Source organism: Streptomyces cucumeris (assembly GCF_024295805.1).
Classification (GTDB): domain Bacteria; phylum Actinomycetota; class Actinomycetes; order Streptomycetales; family Streptomycetaceae; genus Streptomyces; species Streptomyces cucumeris.
In genome coordinates, this window is sequence record NZ_JANCLX010000028.1 from 73,872 (window position 1) to 96,381 (window position 22,510).

Here is a 22,510-nt window from a genome sequence, read left to right on the forward strand (position 1 = left end):
TCGCCACAGCCCCGGCTCGGCCGGTGGCCGTGGCCGACGCCCGACAGGTCTCCGAGGCTGAGGCAGCCGAGGCCGTTGCCCGCTACCGGCTAAACGGCTTCGCGCTGGTTCAGTTCACCCCGGAAGAGTGCGGGGAGGACACGGTGGAGCACCTGGCCCAGGCGCTGGAGCTCGGCGAACCCTTTGTGCCGCCCCTCTACACCAAGGCTGGATACGCCTCGCCCCGGGTGTCCAGCATCTCCGCTCCCGAGGTCCAGGAGGATTCGCGCCACCCCCACTTCGAGACGACCGTTGGCCAGGATCTGCACTGCGACGGAACCCTGCAGGACATCGGCGTGATCAAGTCAGCTGTTCTGCTGTGCTGTTCACAGGGCGCTGAGGGGGGCGAGAGCTTTGTCTTCAACGCTCACGCCGCCTTCGCGGAGCTGCTCGACACCGACCCAGCCGCAGCTCGGGCCCTGACCTCCCCCGGTGTCCTGGTGCGCCGGGCGACGTTCAACGGCTCCGACGAGGCCAACAGGGGGCCGGCGTTCGCGGTCATCGGCGATCGGCTGGTCTGCAGGTACTGTGTCGACGCCACCGACCGCTGGGAGACGTCAGCGGTCGACGACCCCGTGGCGGCCGGGCGTGGCCTGGAGTTCCTTCGCTCGGCACGGCAGGAAGGCAGCCCGTACTCCCTGCGCTTCACCCTCGCCGAAGGGCAGGCCATCGTGATGGACAACACGCGCATCTCACACGGCCGGTCGAAGTACCGCGACGGCCCGGGCAGGCGCCGGCGCCTGCTCCGCAGCCTTCACCTGCGGCACCCGGGTGGCGGGTGATCAGACCACGTCCGGCACGGATACGGGGCCCTGAGCCCAGGAGACGGCCGGGGCTGCGGGGGGCTTCCGCTCCCCCGCAGCCTGTCCGGGGCCCGAAAGACGACGAAGCAGCAGGCGAGGCCGATCGCTGCTGCTTCGCCGTCTTTCGGGCCCGACGCACTGAACCGCGTGGTAAGGAGACGCTATGACAGAGCCGGACGGCGTCCGGGCCGACCTGGCGGAGTTGCTCCTCGTGGGCAGGGCCATGGCGACCGAGGCAAGCGAGGCGATCCTCGCGCTGACATCCGCCCCGGAACCACTCAGCACCAAATCCTCTCCGACGGACCCGGTGACCGCCGCCGATGTCGCGAGCGATGCCGCCATTCGGGCTCGCCTGACAGCGTCACGGCCGCTCGACGGTCTGCTGAGTGAGGACGGCGAGAGCATCGCATCACACAACGACCTGCGCTGGGTGATCGACCCGCTCGATGGCACGGTCAACTATGTACACCAGATACCGCACTTCGCCGTGAGCATCGCTTGCGAGGCATACACCGCCGGGACGTGGAGGGCGGTGGTCGGCGTCGTCCACGATGTGATGCGCGGGGAGCAGTTCACCGCCGTACGCGGCGGTGGCAGTCAGCGCGATGGCGCCCCCATCGGCGTTGCGGATCCTGTGCCGCTCCCCCAAGCCGTGCTCGCCACGGAGTTCGGCTATCAACCCGAGGACAGGCGGCGGCAAGCAGCCCAGGTCGCGCGGGTCGCCCCACACGTCGCGGACATACGGGCACCTGGGAGCTCGGCAATCGACCTGTGCTGGATCGCCGCCGGGCGCCTCGACGGGTATTTCGAGGACGAGCTGTCCCGATGGGACTGGGCCGCTGGCCGACTGATCGTCGAGGAGGCCGGCGGCATCGTCACCACGTTCGCCCAAGGCGTCCTGGCAGGCGGGCCCCACGTCCACGAGCTCCTGAGCCAGCTGCTGGCCGACTGAGATCAGGGGCCGGTGGCCGAAGCAGCGAGGGCGGGCTGGCGGAGCCGGCGAAGAAGCTCCCCGGTCCGCCTTCGCCACTGCGATCACCGATCGCCTGGGGGCTCGCTCGCACATGAGAAGGATCGGCTTCGCCGAAACACGTCTCTTCCAGGCTGTCCCATATGCAGGATGGGCAGAGCGGTGCGGGCGCCGCCGCAGGGTAGGTGGTCAGCGACGCCCACACCCGGACCGCAAGGGGTTGATCGGTTCTACCGTCGAGCCTGCGCACGCCGGGTCCGGGGCTCGCGGGGCGGGCCTGGCGGATCCGCTCCGCTCGCGTGCCTGAGGTTGTCTCTTCAGGCAACACCTCGGTGGTTGGCAAGCCGCCTTGAATCGGCCTGGGCCGACGGGAGTTAGGTGTATCGACCCGTAGCGTTGTTCACACGGCTGATAGGCGGCTTGCCTCCGAGTGGCGGTGTGTCACGCACCGGTGATGGTTGTAGTTACGCAGGGAGGTGTCCAGTCCGGCGGTTCGTTCATCGTTGCTGGTGTAGGGCCGTAGGAGGTAGGCCCACCCATCGAGCAAGGTGCGGTTGAAGCGTTCGACCTTGCCATTATTGGTCTGCGGCCGGTAGATGCGGGTGAGCTTGTCGGCAGCGCCGAGCTTTGCAAGCGCCTGCCGCCAGGAGAAGCTCTCGCGGCAGGACCAGCATTGTCCGTCAGGACACGTTCGATGCGCGGGATGCCGCGGGTGGCGAAGAAGACTGCGGCTTGCTGCAGGAAGCCCGCGCAGGTGGCGGCTTTCTCGCCCTGGTGGACTTCGCTGCAGGCGAGGCGGCTGTGGTTGTCGACTGCGGAGTGGATGTAGTCGAACGCCTGTGGTGCGGCGACGGTTGGGACAGGCAGCACGGCCATGGATACGCCAGCCCCCGCCGTCGGGTATGCAGCCGAGCTGCGACGAGTGTCCTGTACCCAGCCGCCCCGAGGTCGGCCCGAGCCGCCTCGACCCTGTCGTCCGCAGTCAGTTCCTCAGCCACTGCCGAGAGTTCCGCAGCGCCTGCCGAGCCCACCGCGGTTCCCGCCTCGGCGGAGGCCAGGACGCTCGAGAGCGAGCGTTTCCGGCAAGGCCGGGTCATTGGTCTCCGCCACTCGGATCATGGCACCGTTTGGGCAAGGGTTGCGGAGGCACGATGCGATGCGGGCCTAGAGACATCAACGGTCGCTCTACTACCGATAAGTCGGCGTCTTCGACTACGGTACGGAGCTCAAAGCTGCTTCTGCGAGCCACTCGAAGGCTTCCAGCACTCCCAGTTCACGCTGCCGGGCACGCACCAGAAAGACATCAGTGGCGGTGACGACCAGCGCCCTCCACGACAGGTTGGGCGTGGCTCAGGCCGGCGTTGTGTGAGGTTCCCGGTTCCTTCCGTACCAACAGCCGCAGTGCTCCGAACTCCCCGACGTCGGAGAATCACAGCGGCATCGTGGCGTAGTACTGTTTGATACAAAGCACGCAGTGCATCGCTTATGCCGCGGATCCCACCACGGAACGGGGCATGCCGCATCCGAAATGCAGGGGCAGTGGTCAGTCGCCAGGCCGCGGTGTTCGGGCGCCAGAACTCGGCGCGCATCACCCCCGTTGACGTCAAGGTGACCGCGCTCCACTGATCGTTGCTGATGCAATCAGCGTCGGCGGCCTGGCGCAAGGGTTGCGTCGGTGTTGAAGAGGCCCCAGTCGAGTCTTCGCCGCCCGGCAGCGGGCGGCGAAGGGCAGCTCGCGGTGCTTCCATCTCAGCGACGATAGCGATCTGCGACAGGGATACTAGCCGTCGGCCCCATGTGTACCTAAGCGAACGGTAATGACCTACGGCCAGTCAATTTCAGTCGATTCGCCGGACTCTACCTGCTGCCTCGCGTCCTCCACCTGGTGGACAGACACTCCCCCAACAGAGCCCGACTGCCACACGAGCGGGAGCAGGGTTGCCCCCAGTACAGCTGCCGTCGACAGACAGGCATGGCGAAGAAACGCCCTCATGATTCCCCCCAGAGATGAGTGGTCGTACCACCGGAGACCGGCGTCCCGGGCGGCCGCTTAGGAAGCTACCTCGACGACGCAAAACTTGGCAACTACTTGCCGACATTAATTGCCAATTTTGACATCAAGTGGCCGCGGTAATTTGTCCCATTGCGTAAGATATGAACCTGCATCGATGCGAGCACGCCCAGACTCTGGGCTACATGTCCCGCCCAGGCAGCAAGGACCTAGACATCACTCGGAACCCTGCCAGCCACGACGTGGCTCGTCGCTGCCTCACTCCCTGTTGTCAAGTATGGAAACTGGAGGTTGCCAGACGACGCACAGACGGGCTACTCTCGCGCTAGCCCAAGCAGTCACGTCATGGAGAGCGTTGTCGAAGGACTGATTGTGACCGACCACCACCGGATCAGAACCTCCCGGGAGCAGCCCACCGCATATGGACCGGCCTGCCTGGGCGTTAGCTCCGATTGGGCAATGAGCGAAGACGGTCTTCTCTGGCATGGTGGCTGACAGGAGGCTCGGCGGGATGAGGCACACTTTGGAACAGCCGTCTTTCGGGCGACGTCTCAAGGAACTGCGCCTTGCGCGTGGCCTGTCACAGGCCACGCTGGGCGGGCAAGAGATCTCCACCGGCTATCTGTCACGGCTGGAGTCGGGAGCCCGTCCACCCACTGAGCGAATCGTCACCTATCTGGCCAAGCAACTCGAAGTCCCGGTCTCCGCCTTCGAAGAACCAACTACCGGATCTCTCGCAGGCGTCCTCGCGACAGTGACTTCCTCCCCCGACGACGATGTCGCGGCTGAACTTCTCGCAGACGCCATCGCCACCGACGACGGTCGCAATCCGGCGCTTCGTTGGCAGGCGTTGTGGCTACTCGCCCGCATCAAGACTCAGCGCGGCCAGTACAACGAGGAATTCGAGCATTTGCAGGAATTGACCAGTATCTCGGACGAGCTGGGAAACCCCGAGATGCGCGCAAGAGCACGCACTCAGGCAGCTCGCTGCATGCGCGCGCTGGGAAACACCGATGACGCGTATACGTGTGCGATCGATGCCTTCCATATCGCCCAGCAGCACCAACTGTCCGTGCATGACACCGCGACAGCGCTGCTAGTGCTGGTATCCACAGAAGCTGAGACAGGGCGCTTGCCGGATGCCAGAGCCCATGCCGACGACCTGTGCGCACTGGTAGGAGACGCATCGGGTGCTCTCCCGGTCGAGGCCTTGTGGACAGCCGCCGCCGTGCGCACACGTCAAGGAGACCACGCAGCGGCACAGGATTTCCTCGAACAGGCTTTGCGGCGGCTGGACAGTCGTGATGACTTGATGCTGTGGATGCGCCTTCGACTGGCCGCGGCATCTCTCTATCTCCAGGTTGATCCGCCACGGACAGACATCGCACGTCTCCGTCTACAGGAGGCGGAGACTGCCCTCGAGCTGATCGGAACTCCGCTCCAACGGCAAGAGCTCCTGGTCCTTCAAGCACACCTGGCCTTCCATGAGGGCCGCACAGCGGATGCCAGCAAGTTGTGCGAAAAACTGAGGGAAGACGACCTCCGTCTCTCATTCCGTGACCGCGTCAGGCTCGACGTCTTGCGCAGCCAACTACTCGTCCTGGATGGGAAGCCAGAAGAAGGCATTCGGACGCTGCAAGACCTCGCTCGCCGGGCGAACGACTCCCTCAACGTCGATCTGGCCGCAGAAGTTTGGCGTACCCTCGCCGAAACTCTGGCACAGCTCCACAGCTCAGCTGTTATAGCTGATTGACCAGGAGAACCAGGGGCGCAGACTATCAAGCTGGGCTGATCACTGCCTGCCTCCGTTCGCACGCCCCTCTGCGATTGCGCCGCCTGTACTCACCCAGCGGGCGCGGTGGATAGGAGTGAGACAGGGGCAGCGGTCGATACATCGCCCTCGGGCAGGCGCGAGCGTAGAACAACGAGCTGGCGAATGTTCAGGATCGAGGCGCGTCATGACGGGGCCTTCAGCTCGACGAATATCTGCAGTTCCAGCACCACTCGCTGCGATGGTCAATGCGGGATAATGTAGATACATGTTGCCTTATGTGAGGGTGAGTTGTCCAGCAAGTTTGTTGGCGTGTGCCCGGGGTGGGGCTGTGGGTGATTGTCGGATGCGGTGGTCGAGGGCAGTGAAGCGGCGTCGGGTGTGGGTGTTGGCGAGGGCTTGATGGACGGCGGCAGGCTGGCCGATGAGCATGACGCCGCGGCGTGCGCGGGTGACGGCGGTGTAGAGCAGGTTGCGTTGGAGTAGTTGGCTGGCCGAGGTGGCTACCGGGATGACGACGTAGGGGTATTCGCTGCCCTGGGATCGTTGGACGGTCAGGGCGTAGGCGTGGAGGAGTTCGTCGAGGTCGGTGAAGTGGTAGGGGACGCTTTCGCCGTCGGTCAGGGTGACGGTGAGGTAGTGGTCTTGGGCGTCGATGGCGGTGATGGTGCCGCTGGTTCCGTTGAAGACGCCGTTGTTCCCGCGGTGGGGTTGGTTGCGGATCTGCAGGACGCGGTCTCCGAGGCGGAAGATCCGGCCTTCGTGGTGGTGCTGGGGTTTGTCGGGTGTGTGGGGGTTGAGACGGTCCTGCAGTTGCATGTTGAGGGCAAGGGTGCCGGTCACGTGGCGTCGTGCGGGGCAGAGGACCTGGATGTCCTCGGACGTCGTGGTGAAGTGCCGCGGAATGTGTGTGGCGACGAGGTCGACGACGTGTTGAGCGATGTGGTCGGCATCTTCAAGGGGTCGGCAGCCGAAGATGCCTGGTGCGGGCTGGGGCGGCCGGCCTCGCAGGATGCGGTGCGCGTTGTCGATGATCGCCGTGCTGCCGTCATCCTGGCGGAAGATGCGGGTGAGCTGGGTGCGGGGGATTTCAGGGACGGCCAGAAGGTCTCGCAGGACGCGGCCCGGCCCGACGCTGGGGAGCTGGTCGGTGTCGCCGACCAGGAGCAGATGACAGCCTGTGCGGATGGCCGCGGTGAGTCTGGCAGCGAGCTGGACGTCGAGTATGGAGGCTTCGTCGATGACGATGAGGTCGGCTGTGTCCATCGGCGTGTGCTCGCCGCGGCTGCCGGAGGGTCTGGGTGGGGGGTTGAGCAGACGGTGGATGGTCGTGGCCGGGTGTCCGGCGGCTTCCTCCATGCGCTTGGCAGCTTTCCCGGTGGGCGCAGCCAGCGCGATGCTGATCCCGGCTGTGTTGGCGACGGCGACGAGGGTGCGCAGGGTATGGGTTTTGCCGCAGCCGGGGCCTCCGGTCAGGACCGATAGGGGTGTGGTGAGCGCGGTCCGGACAGCGTGCTGCTGCTCGTCGGTCAGGTTGTCGGGAGCGACCTGGGTGAGCTCGCTGACCCAGTCGGTGTGGTCAGCCAGGGTGGGCGGGGTGCGGTGGAGGCGCAGGATGTCTTCGGCCAGGCCGGCCTCGGCTCGGTGCATGGATGTGAGGCTGACGACGGTGGTCGCGTGAAAGAGCTCCGTGTCTTCGGCAGCGGGCACGGGGAGGTTTTCGAGGACCGTCTCGCCGCGGGAGCGCAGGGTGTTCAGGGCCTGGCGCAGGATCGGGTCTTCGAGGATGTCGGTGGTGGTGGGGTCGTGGTCGGTGAGGAGGTGGCGGGTGCGGGCGAGGAGGACGCGTTCGGGCAGGTGGCAGTCGCCTCGGGTGCGGGCTTGGGTGAGGGTGTGGAGGAGGGCTGCCTGGAGGCGTTGGTTGCTGTGTTTGGGGATGCCGACGGCGAGGGCGATGCGGTCTGCGGTGTCGAATCCGACGCCATGGATGTCGTGGCAGAGCTGGTAGGGCGTGTGCCGGACCACCTCCATGGGGTCGCGGTCGCTGTCGGTGTAGGTCTGGTAGATCTTCACCGCCAGGTGGGCTGAAATGTTGAGGCCCTGGAGGAAGACCATGATTTCGGCGATGGCTTTCTGGGTTTGCCACGCCTGGGCGATGCGTTCGAGGCGGGTGGGGCCGATGCCGGTGACTTCCAGGAGGCGTTGGGGTTCGGTGTCGATGATGTGCAGGGTCTGGTCCCCGAAGTGGTTGACGATGGCGGTGGCGAGTGTTTCGCCGATGCCGTGGATGAGTCCGGAGGCGAGGTAGAGGCGGGTAGCGCGGGTGGTGGCGGGGAGTGTCCTGTGGCAGACCTCGGTCTTGAACTGGTCTCCGTAGCGGGGGTGGTGGGTCCAGGTGCCGGTCAGGCGGAGACTCTCTCCCGGTTGTGTGCCGAATAGCGCTTTGCCGACGGCGGTGACCGTCTGTGGTGCGCGGTCGTCCTCTGCGACGGTCAGGCGGAGCACGGTGTGATGGTCGTGGGTGACGTGGACGAGGTGGTCGACGATTCCGTCGACGCAGTCGCGAGGTGGTGGGCCGGTCAGGGCGGTCACGAGGTTCTCTTCTCAGCGGGCTGGGTCCGGGCGGCGGGTCGCTGATGCGGCCGGTTGCGCTCTGATTGGTGTCCGTGTGGACACTGCTGGCATGGGCGTTGAGCAGCGTGTTCGGTGTCCCAGACGCGCAGACCCGGTGCAGTGGTGGGTGGTGGCGCTGGTGATGGCGTGCTCGAGGCCCACGGGGGCTTTGGTTTCCGGGCTGCTGAGCCGTTCAGGACGGTGGGGATGGTGCCGGCCAGGGCGAGCGGCGGCTTCCTGCGGCTCAGGTCGCGGAAGAATCGGCGTCTGTCATCTGCGGCCTTTGCGAGTGGGCGGAGTGTCGGGCAGGTGATGGCGGATGTGCTGGTGGTGGGTGTGGGAGTTGAAGGGCTCCCAGGTGGTGCGGGCGATGTCGGCAGCGTCTGGGGCGATGGCATGGGTGGTGCAGCGTTGGGCGCGCCAGCGCAGTTGTTCGCTGTATGGGAGGTGGGTGAGGTCGTAGAGGGCGATCCACCATTCGGGGATCGGTAGGTGGTCTGGCTGGTGGTCTGAGTGGAGGGGCGCCAGGATCCAGGTGCCGGGGAGAGCGTCGGTGTCGAGGACGGGGTAGGGGCAGCGGCGGCGGGCGCGGGTCTGGGCTACGCAGGGGATGTGTTCGAGGGGGCTGGGGGCGAGGTAGCGCAGACACAGGAATTGGACGACCGGCCGGGCTTCAGGCGGTGCCGGTACGCAGGTGGGTGGGCCAAGGTGCGGGGGTGGGGGTGGTGTGAAGTGGCCGGTGTCCTGTAGGCGTCGTGAGGTGAGGGCCAGGTTGCGGCGCAGGGTGTCCAGTGTGTGGTTGCCGGGCTGTGCGGGGGTGGCGGGGCACAGGGCGCGGTGGCGTACGCGGCACCAGGGGGAACCGTCACCGGCTGGGTGGGCGATGCCGGTGTCGATGTGCCAGCGCTGGCTTGGGGGGACGGTGGAGGCGGGGAGTTCGTGGGGGTGGAGTGGTACGGGGTTGTGGCCGGCTGTGCGGTCGTACCACTCGATGTGGTTTCCGCAGTCGGAGCATCGGCTCTGCTGGGCGGTGCGCAGCAGGCGGGTGGGGCTGTCCGGGGCTACGCGCAGGAAGCGCGGGAGTCGGCGGTTTTTGTAGCTGCCGTCCCAGGCCAGGTCTCCGGCTGCGGAGGTGTTGGTGGCGTGCATGTGCGGGAAGCTGACAGCCGACACGCTGCGAGGTGTGCAGGATTGCCGCCGGTGTCCCCTGAGCGGCCGCAAGCGGTCGCATGTGCGTTCTTCTCTCGGACTGGCGTTCTGGGGGCGTCGTCAGTTCGGGTGGCGCCGATTGCTGGGGCTCGGGCGGGTCTTGCGTGGGAGCAGGCGGGTCAGGGGGTCGGCGTTGCCGGTGGTTCGTGGCCTTCGCAGAGGGTGCCCAGGAGTTGGTCGATGGGGGTGTCCAGGGCGTGGGCGAGGGCGTGCCAGGTCTGGAGGGTGCCGATGGTGCGGCCCTGCTCGATCTCGATGAACGTGCGGCGTGACAGGCCGCTTCGGGCGGCGAGTTCGTCGTAGCTCCATCCGCGTGTGGCCCGCAGCCGGGAGAGCTCGAGGCGGAGCTCGTCGAGGTTGGGGTCGGGCGGGAAGATCGTCACCCGCCTATCGCACGGTGCAGACCCCTGCCCTGTCAGTGCAGACCTCTGCCCTATTTCGACCGGAGTCGCCCCGCCCAACAGGGCAGAGGTCTGCACTACTGTGCCGCCGCCAGCCCGCTCACACCCGAAAACGGGAGCCACGGGCATGGCCGGCTGCCCTCAAGCACAGGACGGAGGATGACGACCCATGGGGTCCGGCGCGACCACTCCCCCGGTACGGCGCACCTGGACGGTGGAGATCCGCCAGCAGGCCCGCGGGCGGGTCCTGCTGTGCCCGCACTGCGGCCCCACACCAGTCAGCACCGGGCCCACGGCTGTCCGCACGACTGTGGTGACCCACCTTGCGCACCACGCACGCAACGAGGACCTGGCACCTCACTTGCGGATCTGCCAGTGCGGCGAACACACCTGCCGCTGGCACCCACGCCACCGCGGCTGCGACGGCCCCCTGGCACTACACCTCGCCCGCGACCGCAGCGGCAGCCTCTGGCGCCTGGCCGACACCTGCCGCGCCTGCGCGATGGTCACTCCGCACTCAGCAGTGGTGCCCGAACCCCGGAACGTTCCCTATACCAGCGCTCCCGCTACCCCTGCGCCGCTTCAGGAAGAGGATGTCAGCTGCGGAACCTTCGACAGCCACCTCTGGTGGACCGACGAACCACATCTTCTCTTCTGACCGGACGACCTCCCTGCCTCCTCCCACGGACGGTTCCCCAGATGGATAAGGCTGGCTAAGCGATGAGCCGTACGAGAAGGAAGAGCACCAGGAGGGCTCCCAGGGCCGCCCCGGCGATCTGCCAGATTCTCTGCTGCGAGGGCAGGACGAGCACCCGAGGCGAGGCAGCTGTGGGGAAGACGTAATAGACCCGGTGCGAGTGCTGGGCGACCTCGACGCGGGCCAGGCGCATGTAATTGAAGGTGGCCTGCCGCCCGATCTCGGCCTCGTGCGGCGTGAGGTAGGACTGCGCGAGGTCACGGAACTGGTCTGTCATATCGGCAGGCAGCGTGTCTTTGTGAATCAGGTTCGTCCGGTTCCAGTTGCCACTCTCACGCGCGCCTTCCCAGGCACGGTACGGAAGGCCTGTCTTGGGGGTGTTCACGAGTAGGTCTGATCAGGGGCCGAGGACACCTGCTGGAGATCGTTTCCCATCCCATCGTAGATCGTTTCCCAGCATCAGGCACCTGCCAAGTTGGTAGCAGCCCGATCACCAGGCGCGGTCCCGCCACTCCTCAGCGGGGATGCGGCCTTCGGTGACATCACAGCAGCGCTCGGCCCAGGTGGAGGCGACCAACACCGGCCTGCTCAAGACAACGTCTCCGGCACGCTGGGCACGTAGGACGACTCCGAGCGTCTCGGAGCCTGGGTCGGCATGCTGGGAGTACCGCAGGTCGTGGCCGTTCGTGGACGTGTACTCGGAGAAGGCATCCTCGAGCTCGGACGGGACCCGGCCAACGAGCCGCAGCCCGCCCAGGGTGACTTGTGGACCTCGAAGTGCGCTGACGGCCACGCAGGCCAGGCGCCCTGCGTCGTAGTAGGCGGTGACAGTCGGCGCGATGGGTGCCGCGACGAGGGCGAATTCTGAACACACCACGGGGCTGTCGTAGCCGCCACGGGTGACGAAGGGCCTCAACATGTTCGCGGCTGCTGCAGCCGCTTCGTCGTGCGACATTCCGAACCGCAGCGGTCCAACACCCTCACCAGGGAGCATCTCCCATTGAACTCGGTCAGCCTCGTTGGCAACCGCCCAGACACCCACCTTCCACACCGCCTCCCCTTGATCACGCAGTCGTCTACCAGGCTGCCCACGCTATCGGCCTCCCCGCGCACAGTTAGTCTCGGCTTCACGGGGCCGGCCGGGACGCACGGCCCACTCGAAGGCCGCTTCTCTCGGGAATGGAAGTGTTTCTTGGGAAGCCGGTCAGTCCCACCAGAAGTCCCAGTGATGGGCACCGGCGATCCGCTCGGCGTACGCGGCCAGTGTGTACGGCCTGCTGCCCTGCCAGATGTTGTCCGGGCAGAAGGCGAAGTGCTCGGCCGCGAGCAGGAGAGCCTCGTGCTCGTCCACAGGTGGCGCGGCGATGCTGAGGTGCAGGGTGGAGAACCCGACCGCGACGACACGGGCGCCGAACCGCTGCTCCCAGTCACGGACGACGGCAGAGAATTTCGCGGTGTCGTTGTCGTAGTTGCAGGGTCCTTCCCAACCCGCGACCGCGAGCGCCTCCGCTCCGGATGCTGCGGCGACCAGCCCAAGCCGGGTCTGTGGGCGCTCGGCGAGGAACGCCTGCGCGTATTCGGCGGCCAGTTGATCGGGATTCGTTGTTGGCTCGCTCCCAGCCGCGAGGCCGGGCCAGGTCTGTCCGAAGGGGGCCGTGACGGCGAGGCGCCGGTCGGTGTCGAGGATGTCGTCGTCTTCGTCGACAGTTGTGTAGGTCGCCCACCACTGTGCGAGGAGGTCGGCAGGGTCGTGGTTGGCCGGGGAGGACATCTGCTCGGGGAAGACCTCCCCGGATCCCCATGGGCGGAATTCGGCATCGCCCGGATCCAGAGCTTCGAGCAGCAACGGCCACAGGCCGGAGCGTGTGTGTTCGGCGTGCATCCGCGTCCATAGACCGGCTTCGGCTGGCCCGTCACTGATCCATAGGGCCTGTGCGACTCCGTCGCCTTCGTTGCCAGTGATCATCCGGCCGGGAGGGAGGAGACTTTCAAGGCTCAAGCGGGCTTCAAGGGGCATGGTTTGGCGACTGGTTCTGCGACCGGTGGGTGTCACTGCGGGGTACCGGCCGCTCGATCGCGGAACTGTTGGAAGGCGGGCCAACCCGACGCGCGGCCCGGAGCGAGCAGGCCCCCTTCGGCGCAGTCCAGTGCTTTGCACCGCAGAGCTTCGGCAAGACGGAGGACGGGCGTCAGTACGTCCTCGCTGGAGCCACGGATGTGGAGCATGATCGATTCCACTGGGTCTCCTGAGCCGATGTTGAGTTCAATGGACCAAGCGGGGCCGAGAAGTTCGCCCCAGGCAGGGTCCGAGAGGTCGACTTCGGGAATGGCCTGGGTGACAGCCGCGAGCACGTCGTTGCGCCGGCCGAGCGGGGGTGGGGTGTAGTCGGCGGGGATCTCCTCCATCGAGCTGACGTCGTCGGGCAGGTGGAGGAGAAGTACGTCCCAGCTCATGGTGGCCTTCTGGGTTGGAGTAGCGGTTGCGGTGGGTCAGAGCAAGCTGTGCTGTTCTCCCGGCCGCTTGGGCAGGAGCACGTTCTGCAGACCGCGCATGTTCGCACGCCAGGGGCCGCCGTCCGACTCCGCCCATAGGTCCATCAGCTCGGACGGCTCGGTCATGACCCGGTCGAGGGCCTGCAGGGCGAGGTCGCGTAGACCGGTGAGATCAGGAAGGGGCTCTTCCGGCCCATAGGCCGTATCGGCCGGCTCACCCTCAGGGCATTGCGCCGCAACGAGGGCAGCCCCAGCCACGGCTCGCTCAGACTCGGGTGCTTCCAGATAGCCCGCAGTGTCGATCACACGGGTGAGAATGCCGCGGACAATGCCCTCGCGATCACCCGCCGCCGCCTCATCGAGGTCGCCGCAGAAGTCCGCCGCGGTGTCGTTGTCGAAGGGGCCGACGTCCCACGTACCCATGTGCTCTCCCGATCATGATGTTGACCGGGGCATCCTGACAGAGGCCACTGACAACGCCCGCGCAGTCCAAGGGATGCCGCCAGCCCGCCCGGGTTGAGCTGACACTCGCGGTCTGTTTGGCGACCCGCAGCATCATCGCTACCGTACTGCGGCCCAAGCAGCCGTGCTGGCGGGGCAGGCGACGGAAGGCTGGCCGGGGCGGCCTGGTGTCGGTGCCGCGTGCCAAGGGGCGGGCGACGAAGGCGGTGGACGCCTGCGAACTACTGGCGCAGGCCTTGGTCCCGGCGCCTATGCGGCCTGGGTACGATGCGGCCGTCCACGCGAGCATGTCCGATCTGAGCTGTACCGAGTTTCGTAGAGTCCGGTGATCTTGTTTCAGGCGGACTGCGGGGTTTGCTCCTGGCTCCACCAGAAGGCTTCCTCGTACTCGGCCGGCGGCACGTAGTCGAGCGCGGAGTGAAGACGCTCTTCGTTGTACCAGGTGATCCACTGGAAGATCGCCCACTCGACCTGGTCGACGTCCTTCCAGGGGCCCTGCATCTCGATCAGCTCGGCCTTGAACGTGCCGTTCAGCGCCTCGGCCATCGCGTTGTCATAGCTGTCCGCGACGGACCCGACCGACGCGGAGGCGCCGATGTCAGCGAGCCGGTCAGTATACCGAATTGATACGTATTGCGACCCTCGGTCGCTGTGATGAATGAGGCCGGAGTCCTTCTTGATCCTCCGTCTCCACAAGGCCATCTCCAGGGCGTCCAGCGGGAGTTCGGTCCGCATGTGGTTCGCGACCTGCCACCCGACGATCATCCGCGAGTGCACGTCCAGGACGAACGCCACATACGCCCACCCCGACCAGGTGCGGACATAGGTCATGTCCGCCACCCACAGCTGATCAGGCCGCGAGGCGGTGAAGTCGCGGTCGACCAGGTCCGGCGGACGCGGCGCCGACGGCTCTGGAACCGTGGTCCGGCGCCGTCGGCCACGGATGACGCCCTCCAGGCCCAGCTCGGCCATCAGCCGCTCGACGGTGCAGCGGGCCACCTCGACGCCCTTGCGCCCCAGGGCCCGCGTGATCCGGCGGGCACCATAGGTGCCGCCCGACTCGGCATGAATCTCTTCGACCAGCGGCATGAGCTGTTCGTCCCGGAGCCGGCGGGCCGACTTCGGCCGCTTCCTGCGGGCGAAGTACGTCGACGGGGACAGCTCCAGCACCCGGCAGACGGGATCGACCCCGAGGCCGTGTCCACGCAGGTGGTCGATCACCTGCTCGGCCTCGTCCGGGGACGGTCGATCTCCTGGGCAAAAAACACCGAGGCGGCTTTCAGAATCTCGTTCGCCCGCCTCAACTCTGCTACTTCCCTGCGGAGTTGCTTCAACTCGTCGAGCTCGGCGGTGGTGAGCCGGTCGTCCCGCTCGCCGCGGTCGACCTCGGCCTGGCGGACCCAGCCGCGCAGGGCTTCCTTGTGGATGCCGAGGTCCTTCGCGACGTGGGCGATGGAGCGGCCGGTGGTGCGGACCTCGCGGATCGCGCGCTCGCGGAGCTCGTCAGGGTATTTACGGGGTGCTGCCATGGTGCTGGTGGTTCTCCTTCGCCAGGACGGTAACCCTGGCATCAGGGACTCCACAAATCTCGGTACAGCTCAAAGTGCCGTCCGATGTCACTCGTACTGACCGCAGGACAGGCCGCCGACAGCCGGCAGTTCGTCCCCGTGCTGCAGAAGATACGGGTCCGTCTGCCTGTCGGCCGGCCTCGAACCAGGCCCGGAGCACTGTAGCTGCGGACAAGGCCTACTCGTCCCGCGCTAACCGCTCTTACCTGCGGAACCGCAGCATCAAGGCAGTCATCCCGGAAAAGAAGGACCAGGCCGCCAACCGGAAGAGGAAGGGCCGCACCGCCGGTCCCTTCAGCCGCCACCACGAAGCGTTGCGGTCACAGTCTGGTCCGAAGCGGTCGCAATCGTTCATGTATGCACGTTTGGCAGGTCGACATCGCCGACGTGCCTAGCGTGGCTACTGCCGAGCAGTGTCGTGGAAGGCGGTCCCATGAATGACTCTGTCGCTGACCTCCCGTCCGTCCGCGCCAGATACGCGGCCGTGGTGAAGGGCGACTTGGAGCTCATCGCGAAAGAGCGTGAGCGGATCCGCACCGATATCGCCGCTTTGCAGGACCAGTTGCGCCTCCTCGATGAGGGTCAGGCCTGGCTGGAGGGCTTGCAGAACAGCATGCAGCCACCGCCGAGAGCGGGCACTGGTGCGGATGGCGCTCAGGAAGAGGGTGCCGCTGAGGCGGTTTCCGGTGACGGGGAGGCTGGGAAGGAACCGGTCCCCTCGACGGCTGCATCCCCCAGGGCGGCGTCCGGGGCACCAACGTTGCGGGATCTGATCGTCGACGAGCTGCGTGGCCGGGGCCGGCCGTGTTCCGCGCAGGATGTAGCGGCGGCGTTGGGCCGGGCGCATCCGGGTCGGCGGATCAAGGAGCCGGCGATGCGCAACGCACTGGAGGCGATGGTGCGCCAGGGGCGGGTGCGGCGCGTCAAGCGCGGGAGCCGGGTGTTCTATCAGGTGGCCGGCGTCAACGCCGCCGCGAGGGGGTGATCTGCCCCGCTTGGGCTGGCCCGGTGCCGGGTCATGCTGCGGCTGCGGGCTGCGTGGGCGGAAGGAACATGGGCAGGAGCCCGGCGTCGAGGACTTCGAGGGCGGTGCGCTGGCGTGGTGTCATCTGTGCGATGCCCCGCTGACGGCGTACCAGCCATGCGTCGAGGGCGACGGGGTCTCCGTCGACGTCTTCGATATGGCCTGCGGGAACGTTGAGGTTGCCGTGGCGTAGGTGGTAGCGGCGGGCCGCCCGCAGACCGCGGTTGAAGGCTCGCGCGCGCAGGGTCGTGGGCCGGGTCAGCAGCATGCTGTGCGGGTGGGCATCGGGGCAGGCGCGCGCCAGGGTGTCCAGCAGGTGCTTTTGCTGCGGGGCGAGGAGGTCGTGGTTGGTGATCTGACGGTCCAGCCAGGTGTCCCAGGACGAGTCGTGGTCGTGGTCCAGGTGGTAGGTGCACCGCCAGGGGGTGGTGGTCAGGCGCCGCCGGATCTGAACGTAGGTGTACTGCCAGCGCAGGCTCCAGGGCGGGTTCCAGAAGGGGTCCACGGCGTCGAGCGCGGCGATGCGGGCGGGCGCGAGTTCTCCGATGTCTGCGCGGCGGCGCATGGTCTCGAGCCAGGCGGCCGTGGCTCGGTCGCCTGCGTGGGGGTGTTTGCCCAGGACGAGAGTGCCGTGGCGGGCGGCGCTGGCGGTGGCGTGCTCCAGGTGGTGTTCGAAGCTTTCCGGGGGGTGGGGCCAAGAGATTCCCAGGAAGGTGAGGGCGGCACTGCGTTCGGCAGAGAGGGCGCCCACGGTGTGGAGGGAGCGCTGTTGGCCGATCCACTGCCCCAGGGACAGTCCGTTGGGGGCGACGTATTCACTGGGCACGTTCAGGTGGCCGTGCTGTTTGTGGAAGGCCTGGGCCTCTTGCCAGCCGAGGTCCCAGTAGGCGTTGTTGTGGGGGCGGTGGGTGCGCAGCCCTAAGGCACGGTTGACGTCGGCGACGCGGGTGGGACGGGCTGGGATGGGCTGTGGCCGAGCGCGCTGGTACTTGCCGAACCGTTTGAAGATCTTGGAGTCGTAGACGGCAAGGCCGTTGAAGAAGCGCCAGATCTCGGAGAACTGGGAGGACTCCATCGCTTCCTGCGTGGTCTGCCCCGGGTGGGTATAGACCGGCAGGAAGATCGAGGCGCACTTGTCCTGCCCTGCCGGTTTACGCAGGCCCCGGCCGATGGTCTGGGCGATGCTGCTGGGAGTTCGGCGTGGATCCGCGATGAAGATGCCGTCGGTGTTGGGGGCGTCGACCCCCTCGCTCAGCACCCGGACGCTGGCCAGCACCGCGGCATCGTGAGCGTCGGCGGCGCTGCCGGGGGCCAGCGCCGAGAAGTGCTCGAACTCACGGAAGTACAGCTGGCGTTCCCAGGCCGGCTGGCGGTGGTGCAGGGCATGTGACCAGGGGTTGCGGATGCCGGTGTGGTCGGCGAGGATCTCGGCCGTCTGGGGCAGCGTGTCGGCGAAGCCGCGGGCGGCGGCGACGCGTGCGTGGAACGTCAGTACCTGGCGTGCATCGTGTTCGGCCATGGCGGTCAGCAGGCCTGCCTGCATCGTCGCAATGCGCAGCCCGTCCAGATGGGGTGTGGGCAGTTCGTCCTGAAGGATCTTCAGGAGCTTCTTGTCGCGGATTTCGGGGACGATGAGCTGGTAGTCGGCGAGGATGCCGCGCTCGATGGCTTCTGCCAGGTCCAGCTTGTAGACCGTGGGCCCGTAGACAGTGGGGTCGTCCATCGAGGCGAGGCGTTCGATGCGCGGTCGGGCCTTCTTCCGTCTGCTGCCCGTGGGGCGCCAGTTGCGCGGGGTCGCGGTCATGTAGAGGCGGTGGGCGACCGGGATGGCGCGGTCGTCGTGGATGAGGCCCCATTTCTTGTCCCAGTCTCCGCTGGTGCGGTGGGCCTCGTCCGCGAGTGCGAAGTCCCACCGAGGCAGTCCGTGGGCGCGGTGGGCCTCGACCAGGGTCCGCAGGGACGAGTAGGTCGTGAAGACGGCGGTGTGCCCTCCTTGGGCGATGCGACGGACGAGCGCGTGCGGGTCTCCGGTGATCCACAGGTGACCGCGCAGGTGGCGGTCGTGGACACCCGGCAGCGAGCACACGCCAATGAGTTGGTCGAATTTCCCGTCGGCGAGCCACCGGGCCGCGGTCTGGATCAGCAGTTCCAGGGTGGGCACCAGAACGAGGACCGGCCCTGCTGCACGGCCTCGGCGTATGCGGCGAGCAGGGCCTCGCCCCGCTCGCACACGGCGCCCGACGTCCGGCAGGCGAGGCAGCCCGCGGCGTGAAGTATGGCCGCGCACCACGCCTCCTCGGCGCAGGGTGCGGTGGGCCGGGCGGCCGTCACGTCCCGGCCCCCTCACGGCCGCGCAGCGCGGCGACCAGACGCTCAGCGTCCACCGCCGGGTAGCCGCGGGCGTGCCGGGGGCAGGCGTAGATGATCCCGCTGCCGAGGCTCCCATCGTGCTCGGCGCCGATGATGACCGGCTCGTCCGTCGGCAGCTGGCAATGGACGCACAGCTGACGCCCTTCGGAGCGAGGGCCGAGCTCGGCGTGGTCCGCGGCGGCCAGAGCCTCCCACAACCGCTCCGAGTCGGTCAGGTACCGGCCCGGCGTGAGCGGCACGCGCCAGTACGCGCGCGCTTTGTCGGCGGGCGGAGGTTCGGTCCAGCCGATCGGCGGCACGCCCAGGACGGTGCTCTCCTGACGGTGCGAGGTGAGCACACGTACTTGGCGGAGGCTCCAGCCTCGCGCGGTGCCTTTGGCGATGAGCCAGTACAGGGTGCCGTAGGTGTCCTGGATGACGGCTCCGCTGGCGTCCCCGAGGATGTCCAGGGCGCGCGGGCCGACGGGGGCCTCTGCTCGTACGGCGTCCCACCAGCGCCCCACAGGTAAGGGCTCGACGTCCACGGCGGGCGGCGGCGTCCATGGAAGGACTTGGGGATTCGTTGGCACGGTGGCCCCCGGCATCATCGGTGATCAGGTGATAACTGACCGTAGGAGCGCCGGGGAGTGAGAAGGGGCAGAGATTCTGCCCCTCGAACACTCAGGCGGCCAAAACCCCGATCTTCACAGCCAGTTCGGCAGCCCGCCGACGATGCGTCGGGGACTTCGACTCGCTCTCTTCCAAGATGATCCTGCGCGCGTAGCCGTTGTACCGGATCGTCTCCGGCGCCGCCTCGTACGCCTTGTCCAGCGTCGCGAGCGCCGTCTCCGGCTGCCTGTCGAGCTGATAGCCCCGGGCCTCCTCGATCCGATGCCGAGCCCGGCGCGGCCTAGAGGGGATCGTCGTCGCGTCCGCTGCGGCAGCCTGCCGTACGGATTCCCCTCCCGCGTGCAGCTCGACAGCCACCGTGACCGCGTGCGCGCCCATGATGGCCTGAGAGAACGAGGTCACAGGGTGGTAGTAGTCGGCAGGCAGCTTCTTGGCCATCTTCCGGGCGGTGTCCCAGTAGCCCCACGCCGTACCGGTGTCTCCTCGCCGGGCAGCAGTGTACCCAGCCTCGAACTGCAAGGCACCCGCGATCGCGCGCACATCGTCTGACGCGTCCGGTAGCAGCGGGTTGAGATAGCGCAGCGTCTCCAGCGTGACCGCGTCCGCTGCGTCGAAGTGCGCCGGGCCGGAATCGCGGTGAGCCTGGGCGGTCAACCACGCCGTGACACCGATCGCGTGCGGGTCCTCACTCTCCTGCGCGGCGACCATGCCGCGCTCCGCCACCCGCCACAGGAGAGCCGAGTCGGGCTGGTAGGCGATGAAGAACTGGCTGAGGCTGTAGACCTCGGAGAGCACGGCTTGTGCCGCCCGCCTGTCCGCGGATCGCTCGGCCTGTCGGACGGCCAGCTGGGCGTCTCGGATGAGGTGTGGGAGGAGACCACCGACCACGTCGCGATGGTTCGGCGCCGAATGCCTAGAGGCCCAGGCCCGTTCGAGGCGGGCGGCCAGATGGGATGCGGACGGCGCCTCGTGGTCTGAGGTCAGGGGGAAGGAATCGATCGCGGCGCGTACGGCAGGCAGCTTGGCGTGGCCGGGGCCGATGAAGAGATCGGTGGGCATGCTCTGGTCACCGGTGAGATCGGATAGGTCGCGGACGCGTAGCACCTCGGCGATGCGCAGAATCATGGGTAGGGCCGGGGTGTGGAGGGTGCCGTTCTCGATCTGCTTAACCCAGCTCGGGGATTTGTCGACGAGTCCGGCGAGGACGGTGCGGCTCATGCCTCGGCGGGTGCGGAGAACTTGCATGCGCTGTCCGAAGATCAGCGGGTGGTCAAGTGGTTCCGGGGTAGCATCAGATGGCATGGCCTTGCCCCTCTCTGTCCAGCTCGTCACTGCCAGGGTATGGGGCAGGGCCCTCTTTACGTGAGCCGGTTCACCTCCAGGCATGACGAAAGGCCCCCTCCGTCCCGTAGGCCAGAGGAGGCGAGGCTGCTCGATGTCAGCGGGCCAGCACGACCGTGATCTCCGAGTCCGGGCAGCCGTCGGCTAGCTGCTCCAGCGCATCGACTTCCGCCGGGTCCGTCGACAGTCCCCAGCGGGTTTTGACCGCCGTCCACTCGGTCACGTACCGGCACACCGCCCCGGCATCGGACGGTAGCCACTCTGACGGATCTTGGTCAGCCTTCTGCCGGTTCTCCCGCGCCGTCACCGCCACCAGCGAGCGCGGGTCGTCGAGGTCGTTGGCGTACGCCTGACGCTCGGCCGCGGACCACGTCGAAGCGCCCGAATCCCACCCTTCCGCCAGAGGGATCAGGTGGTCGATATCGAGCGCGCGGGCGGACGTCTGGTCGACGTCGTCGTAGTAGCTGTGCCAGACACCGCCGGAGATACTGCACCGCGGGCTCACCGTCGGCGGGACGATCGCCTCAGAAATGAGGACCTCCGCTCGCGTGTTGCAGGTGTCCCGGTCTTCATCGATCCAGTGCCGGAACGCGTCGCGGGTGTACCCAGTGCGGTCCTCAGCCGCCACCGGGAGGTCGGCGATGGCCTGTGTGAGTGTCGTCGTCACCGTGTCGCCCGGCGCCGCCGCCGCTGGTGTGGCCGGGATGCCAAGGGCCGCCACTGCTGCGCCACCGACCAGTAAAGCCTTCAGCCTCATGCCGCTCCTTCGTAGGGGATCGGCACCGTAGCGGCCACCACCTGCGAATCACTGGACTGGCGTGCGCGCGAGTCTTCGAAAGCCCGATTTACGATCCAGCCGCTGCCCCCCTATCGCTACAGTCGAAAGGGGCGTCCGAAGCCACCTCTTATGGCTTCGGACGCCCCTTCTTCGGGTCGGCCTTGGTCAGGTGATGCTGGCTTGCCGTGTTCCCCCGCCTTGAAGCGATGTCACCGGACGTCGAACGAATGGGCCTGCCAGGTGGTGGTGCTACAGGCGTACAACCGGGGATAGGTGGGCGCGGTGCTGGCATAAGGGTGCATGCACTTGCTGTGGGCCAGGTTGCGGAGCTGATACCGATTGGGCTTGCCGGAGTCCGCCATGGTGAAGGTCTGCTCCTCCCACCGGGAATCGCACGGACGCTGTTGGAGGGGTTCCGTGTCGCCGCCAGCCACAGCGGTGACGCACATGTCGCTGTTGAGATTGCGCAGCAGGAAGGTGTCGCGGGTGACCGGATCGATGGCCCACTTCTGAGCCAAGTCGTTGGTGTCAGCCTGGTACTGGACCTCGGCACCGCCGACCGTCGAGTTACCGGCGACGCCGAGGACGTAGCCGGTCTGCCAGTTCCGGACCTTGGTGCCGCTCAACGGCCCCGTCGCGTCGGCGGTGCCCACACCGAGTACGGTCGCACCTAACGCTAGGGCGACCATGACACAGGCAGATCGAATGCGCATGAAGGACTCCTCCACTTCAAACTGGTCACGCGTCGTGCCCAGTTGGATGCGTAACGTATTCCCTTGGGAGTTGCCCCACAATGCCGCGATTAAGTGACTCGACTCCCGATCAGGCAAGGCCCGAGCGGCCGTCCAGAGGTGCAACCAAAACCGCTGGCCAGCCCGCTTGCATCGCCCGAGGACATTGAGGATCTGGACGGCTGGATCTGCACCAGCTGAAGCCGTACGGCACCCTGCGGATGGGGACGGCTCAGCATGACGAAAGGGCTCCCTCCGGCCCGTAGGCCGAAGGGGGGCACACCCGCCGTTGTCACACTCCAGAGCGGCCCCGCCGCTCCCGCTGAGCCCGCACAACCATCCGCGTCCGCTGCGCCATCAACGCGGCGATGGCCACCAGCACCGCCACCCTGCAACTCCTGAGCACGGTCGCCATACAGCCCTCGGGCCACTCCGTGATCAGCATCGTGTACAGGCACAACATGCCCACAGCGCCAGCGAAGGCCATGAGATTCCGCCCTATGTCACTGCGCCACCAAGGCGCGAGCCTGTGATACGTGGCCGCGAACCCCGCACACGCCAGGAAGACCAGGCCACTCGCGATCACGTTGACCAGTTGATCCACAGCCAGCCCTCCCATC

General features: G+C 67.2%; 20 protein-coding genes and 2 pseudogenes. 5 read left to right on the plus strand and 17 right to left on the minus strand.

Annotated elements, in window-relative coordinates; all coding sequences use genetic code 11:
• Window positions 1-23 precede the first annotated feature (23 nt).
• Both NMK44_RS31215 and NMK44_RS31220 read left to right on the plus strand, forming a co-directional pair.
• Window positions 24-821: a TauD/TfdA family dioxygenase gene (locus tag NMK44_RS31215; RefSeq protein WP_254749470.1), complete on the plus strand. Its 798-nt coding sequence runs from the start codon at window positions 24-26 to the stop codon at window positions 819-821.
• A gap of 184 nt (window positions 822-1,005) precedes the next feature.
• The gene (locus tag NMK44_RS31220) at window positions 1,006-1,794 is read left to right on the plus strand and encodes an inositol monophosphatase family protein (RefSeq protein ID WP_254749472.1); all 789 of its coding nucleotides are present in this window, start codon (window positions 1,006-1,008) and stop codon (window positions 1,792-1,794) included.
• Between the two features lie 392 nt (window positions 1,795-2,186).
• On the opposite strand, the pseudogene NMK44_RS31225 reads toward NMK44_RS31220, so the two are convergent.
• Window positions 2,187-2,728 (minus strand): annotated as a pseudogene (locus NMK44_RS31225) (integrase core domain-containing protein); the annotation flags it as partial.
• Between the two features lie 1,606 nt (window positions 2,729-4,334).
• Here NMK44_RS31225 and NMK44_RS31230 point away from each other — a divergent pair.
• Entirely contained in the window at window positions 4,335-5,576 is a 1,242-nt protein-coding gene (locus NMK44_RS31230) for a helix-turn-helix domain-containing protein (RefSeq protein ID WP_254749474.1), read from the plus strand.
• Between the two features lie 294 nt (window positions 5,577-5,870).
• On the opposite strand, the gene recD2 is transcribed toward NMK44_RS31230, so the two are convergent.
• The 9 genes from recD2 to NMK44_RS31275 all read right to left on the minus strand — a co-directional run bounded on the left by recD2 (window position 5,871) and on the right by NMK44_RS31275 (window position 14,998).
• A complete protein-coding gene (gene recD2, locus NMK44_RS31235) occupies window positions 5,871-8,186 on the minus strand; it encodes an SF1B family DNA helicase RecD2 (protein ID WP_254749476.1) in 2,316 nt (771 codons plus the stop codon).
• A 291-nt stretch (window positions 8,187-8,477) separates the two neighbouring features.
• A complete protein-coding gene (locus NMK44_RS31240; RefSeq protein ID WP_254749478.1) occupies window positions 8,478-9,356 on the minus strand; it encodes a DUF6083 domain-containing protein in 879 nt (292 codons plus the stop codon).
• 179 nt (window positions 9,357-9,535) lie between these two features.
• Window positions 9,536-9,799, minus strand: coding sequence for a helix-turn-helix transcriptional regulator (locus NMK44_RS31245; RefSeq protein ID WP_254749479.1), 264 nt, complete (start codon window positions 9,797-9,799; stop codon window positions 9,536-9,538).
• A 731-nt stretch (window positions 9,800-10,530) separates the two neighbouring features.
• Window positions 10,531-10,791 carry a hypothetical protein gene (locus NMK44_RS31250; RefSeq protein WP_254749480.1) on the minus strand — a complete coding sequence of 87 codons (261 nt, stop codon included), beginning with the start codon at window positions 10,789-10,791 and terminating at the stop codon, window positions 10,531-10,533.
• 213 nt (window positions 10,792-11,004) lie between these two features.
• The gene (locus NMK44_RS31255) at window positions 11,005-11,565 is read right to left on the minus strand and encodes a hypothetical protein (RefSeq protein ID WP_254749481.1); all 561 of its coding nucleotides are present in this window, start codon (window positions 11,563-11,565) and stop codon (window positions 11,005-11,007) included.
• A gap of 153 nt (window positions 11,566-11,718) precedes the next feature.
• Window positions 11,719-12,396, minus strand: coding sequence for a DUF4253 domain-containing protein (locus NMK44_RS31260; protein ID WP_254749482.1), 678 nt, complete (start codon window positions 12,394-12,396; stop codon window positions 11,719-11,721).
• Between the two features lie 167 nt (window positions 12,397-12,563).
• Window positions 12,564-12,968 (minus strand): hypothetical protein, encoded by a 405-nt coding sequence (locus tag NMK44_RS31265; protein WP_254749483.1) that lies wholly within the window; start codon window positions 12,966-12,968, stop codon window positions 12,564-12,566.
• Window positions 12,969-13,004: 36 nt separating this feature from the next.
• Window positions 13,005-13,430, minus strand: coding sequence for a DUF4259 domain-containing protein (locus tag NMK44_RS31270; RefSeq protein ID WP_254749484.1), 426 nt, complete (start codon window positions 13,428-13,430; stop codon window positions 13,005-13,007).
• A gap of 375 nt (window positions 13,431-13,805) precedes the next feature.
• A protein-coding gene (locus NMK44_RS31275; RefSeq protein WP_254749486.1) for an IS3 family transposase occupies window positions 13,806-14,998 on the minus strand; the annotation gives its coding sequence in 2 pieces (ribosomal slippage) (window positions 13,806-14,734 and window positions 14,734-14,998; 1,194 coding nt in all).
• A 72-nt stretch (window positions 14,999-15,070) separates the two neighbouring features.
• Between NMK44_RS31275 and NMK44_RS31280 the strand changes: the two are divergent.
• Window positions 15,071-15,327 (plus strand): annotated as a pseudogene (locus tag NMK44_RS31280) (transposase); the annotation flags it as partial.
• 143 nt (window positions 15,328-15,470) lie between these two features.
• Entirely contained in the window at window positions 15,471-16,022 is a 552-nt protein-coding gene (locus tag NMK44_RS31285; RefSeq protein WP_254749488.1) for a helix-turn-helix domain-containing protein, read from the plus strand.
• Window positions 16,023-16,053: 31 nt separating this feature from the next.
• Here NMK44_RS31285 and NMK44_RS31290 read toward each other — a convergent pair whose 3' ends face one another.
• From NMK44_RS31290 to NMK44_RS42930, 7 genes are all read right to left on the minus strand, one after another.
• Entirely contained in the window at window positions 16,054-18,222 is a 2,169-nt protein-coding gene (locus tag NMK44_RS31290; protein ID WP_254749490.1) for a DEAD/DEAH box helicase, read from the minus strand.
• Complete coding sequence (locus tag NMK44_RS31295) at window positions 18,201-18,392, minus strand: hypothetical protein (RefSeq protein WP_254749492.1); 192 nt, start codon at window positions 18,390-18,392, stop codon at window positions 18,201-18,203. The genes NMK44_RS31290 and NMK44_RS31295 overlap by 22 nt, the downstream gene beginning before the upstream one ends.
• A complete protein-coding gene (locus NMK44_RS31300) occupies window positions 18,389-18,955 on the minus strand; it encodes an SPRY domain-containing protein (RefSeq protein ID WP_308358635.1) in 567 nt (188 codons plus the stop codon). Before NMK44_RS31300 ends, NMK44_RS31295 begins: the two co-directional genes overlap by 4 nt.
• Before the next feature lie 136 nt (window positions 18,956-19,091).
• Complete coding sequence (locus tag NMK44_RS31305) at window positions 19,092-20,342, minus strand: helix-turn-helix domain-containing protein (RefSeq protein WP_254749494.1); 1,251 nt, start codon at window positions 20,340-20,342, stop codon at window positions 19,092-19,094.
• A gap of 136 nt (window positions 20,343-20,478) precedes the next feature.
• On the minus strand, window positions 20,479-21,138 hold the full coding sequence (locus tag NMK44_RS31310) for an HNH endonuclease family protein (protein ID WP_254749496.1): 660 nt from the start codon (window positions 21,136-21,138) through the stop codon (window positions 20,479-20,481).
• 230 nt (window positions 21,139-21,368) lie between these two features.
• Complete coding sequence (locus NMK44_RS31315) at window positions 21,369-21,872, minus strand: RICIN domain-containing protein (protein WP_254749498.1); 504 nt, start codon at window positions 21,870-21,872, stop codon at window positions 21,369-21,371.
• 310 nt (window positions 21,873-22,182) lie between these two features.
• A complete protein-coding gene (locus NMK44_RS42930) occupies window positions 22,183-22,509 on the minus strand; it encodes a putative phage holin (RefSeq protein WP_428849366.1) in 327 nt (108 codons plus the stop codon).
• Window position 22,510 lies beyond the last annotated feature (1 nt).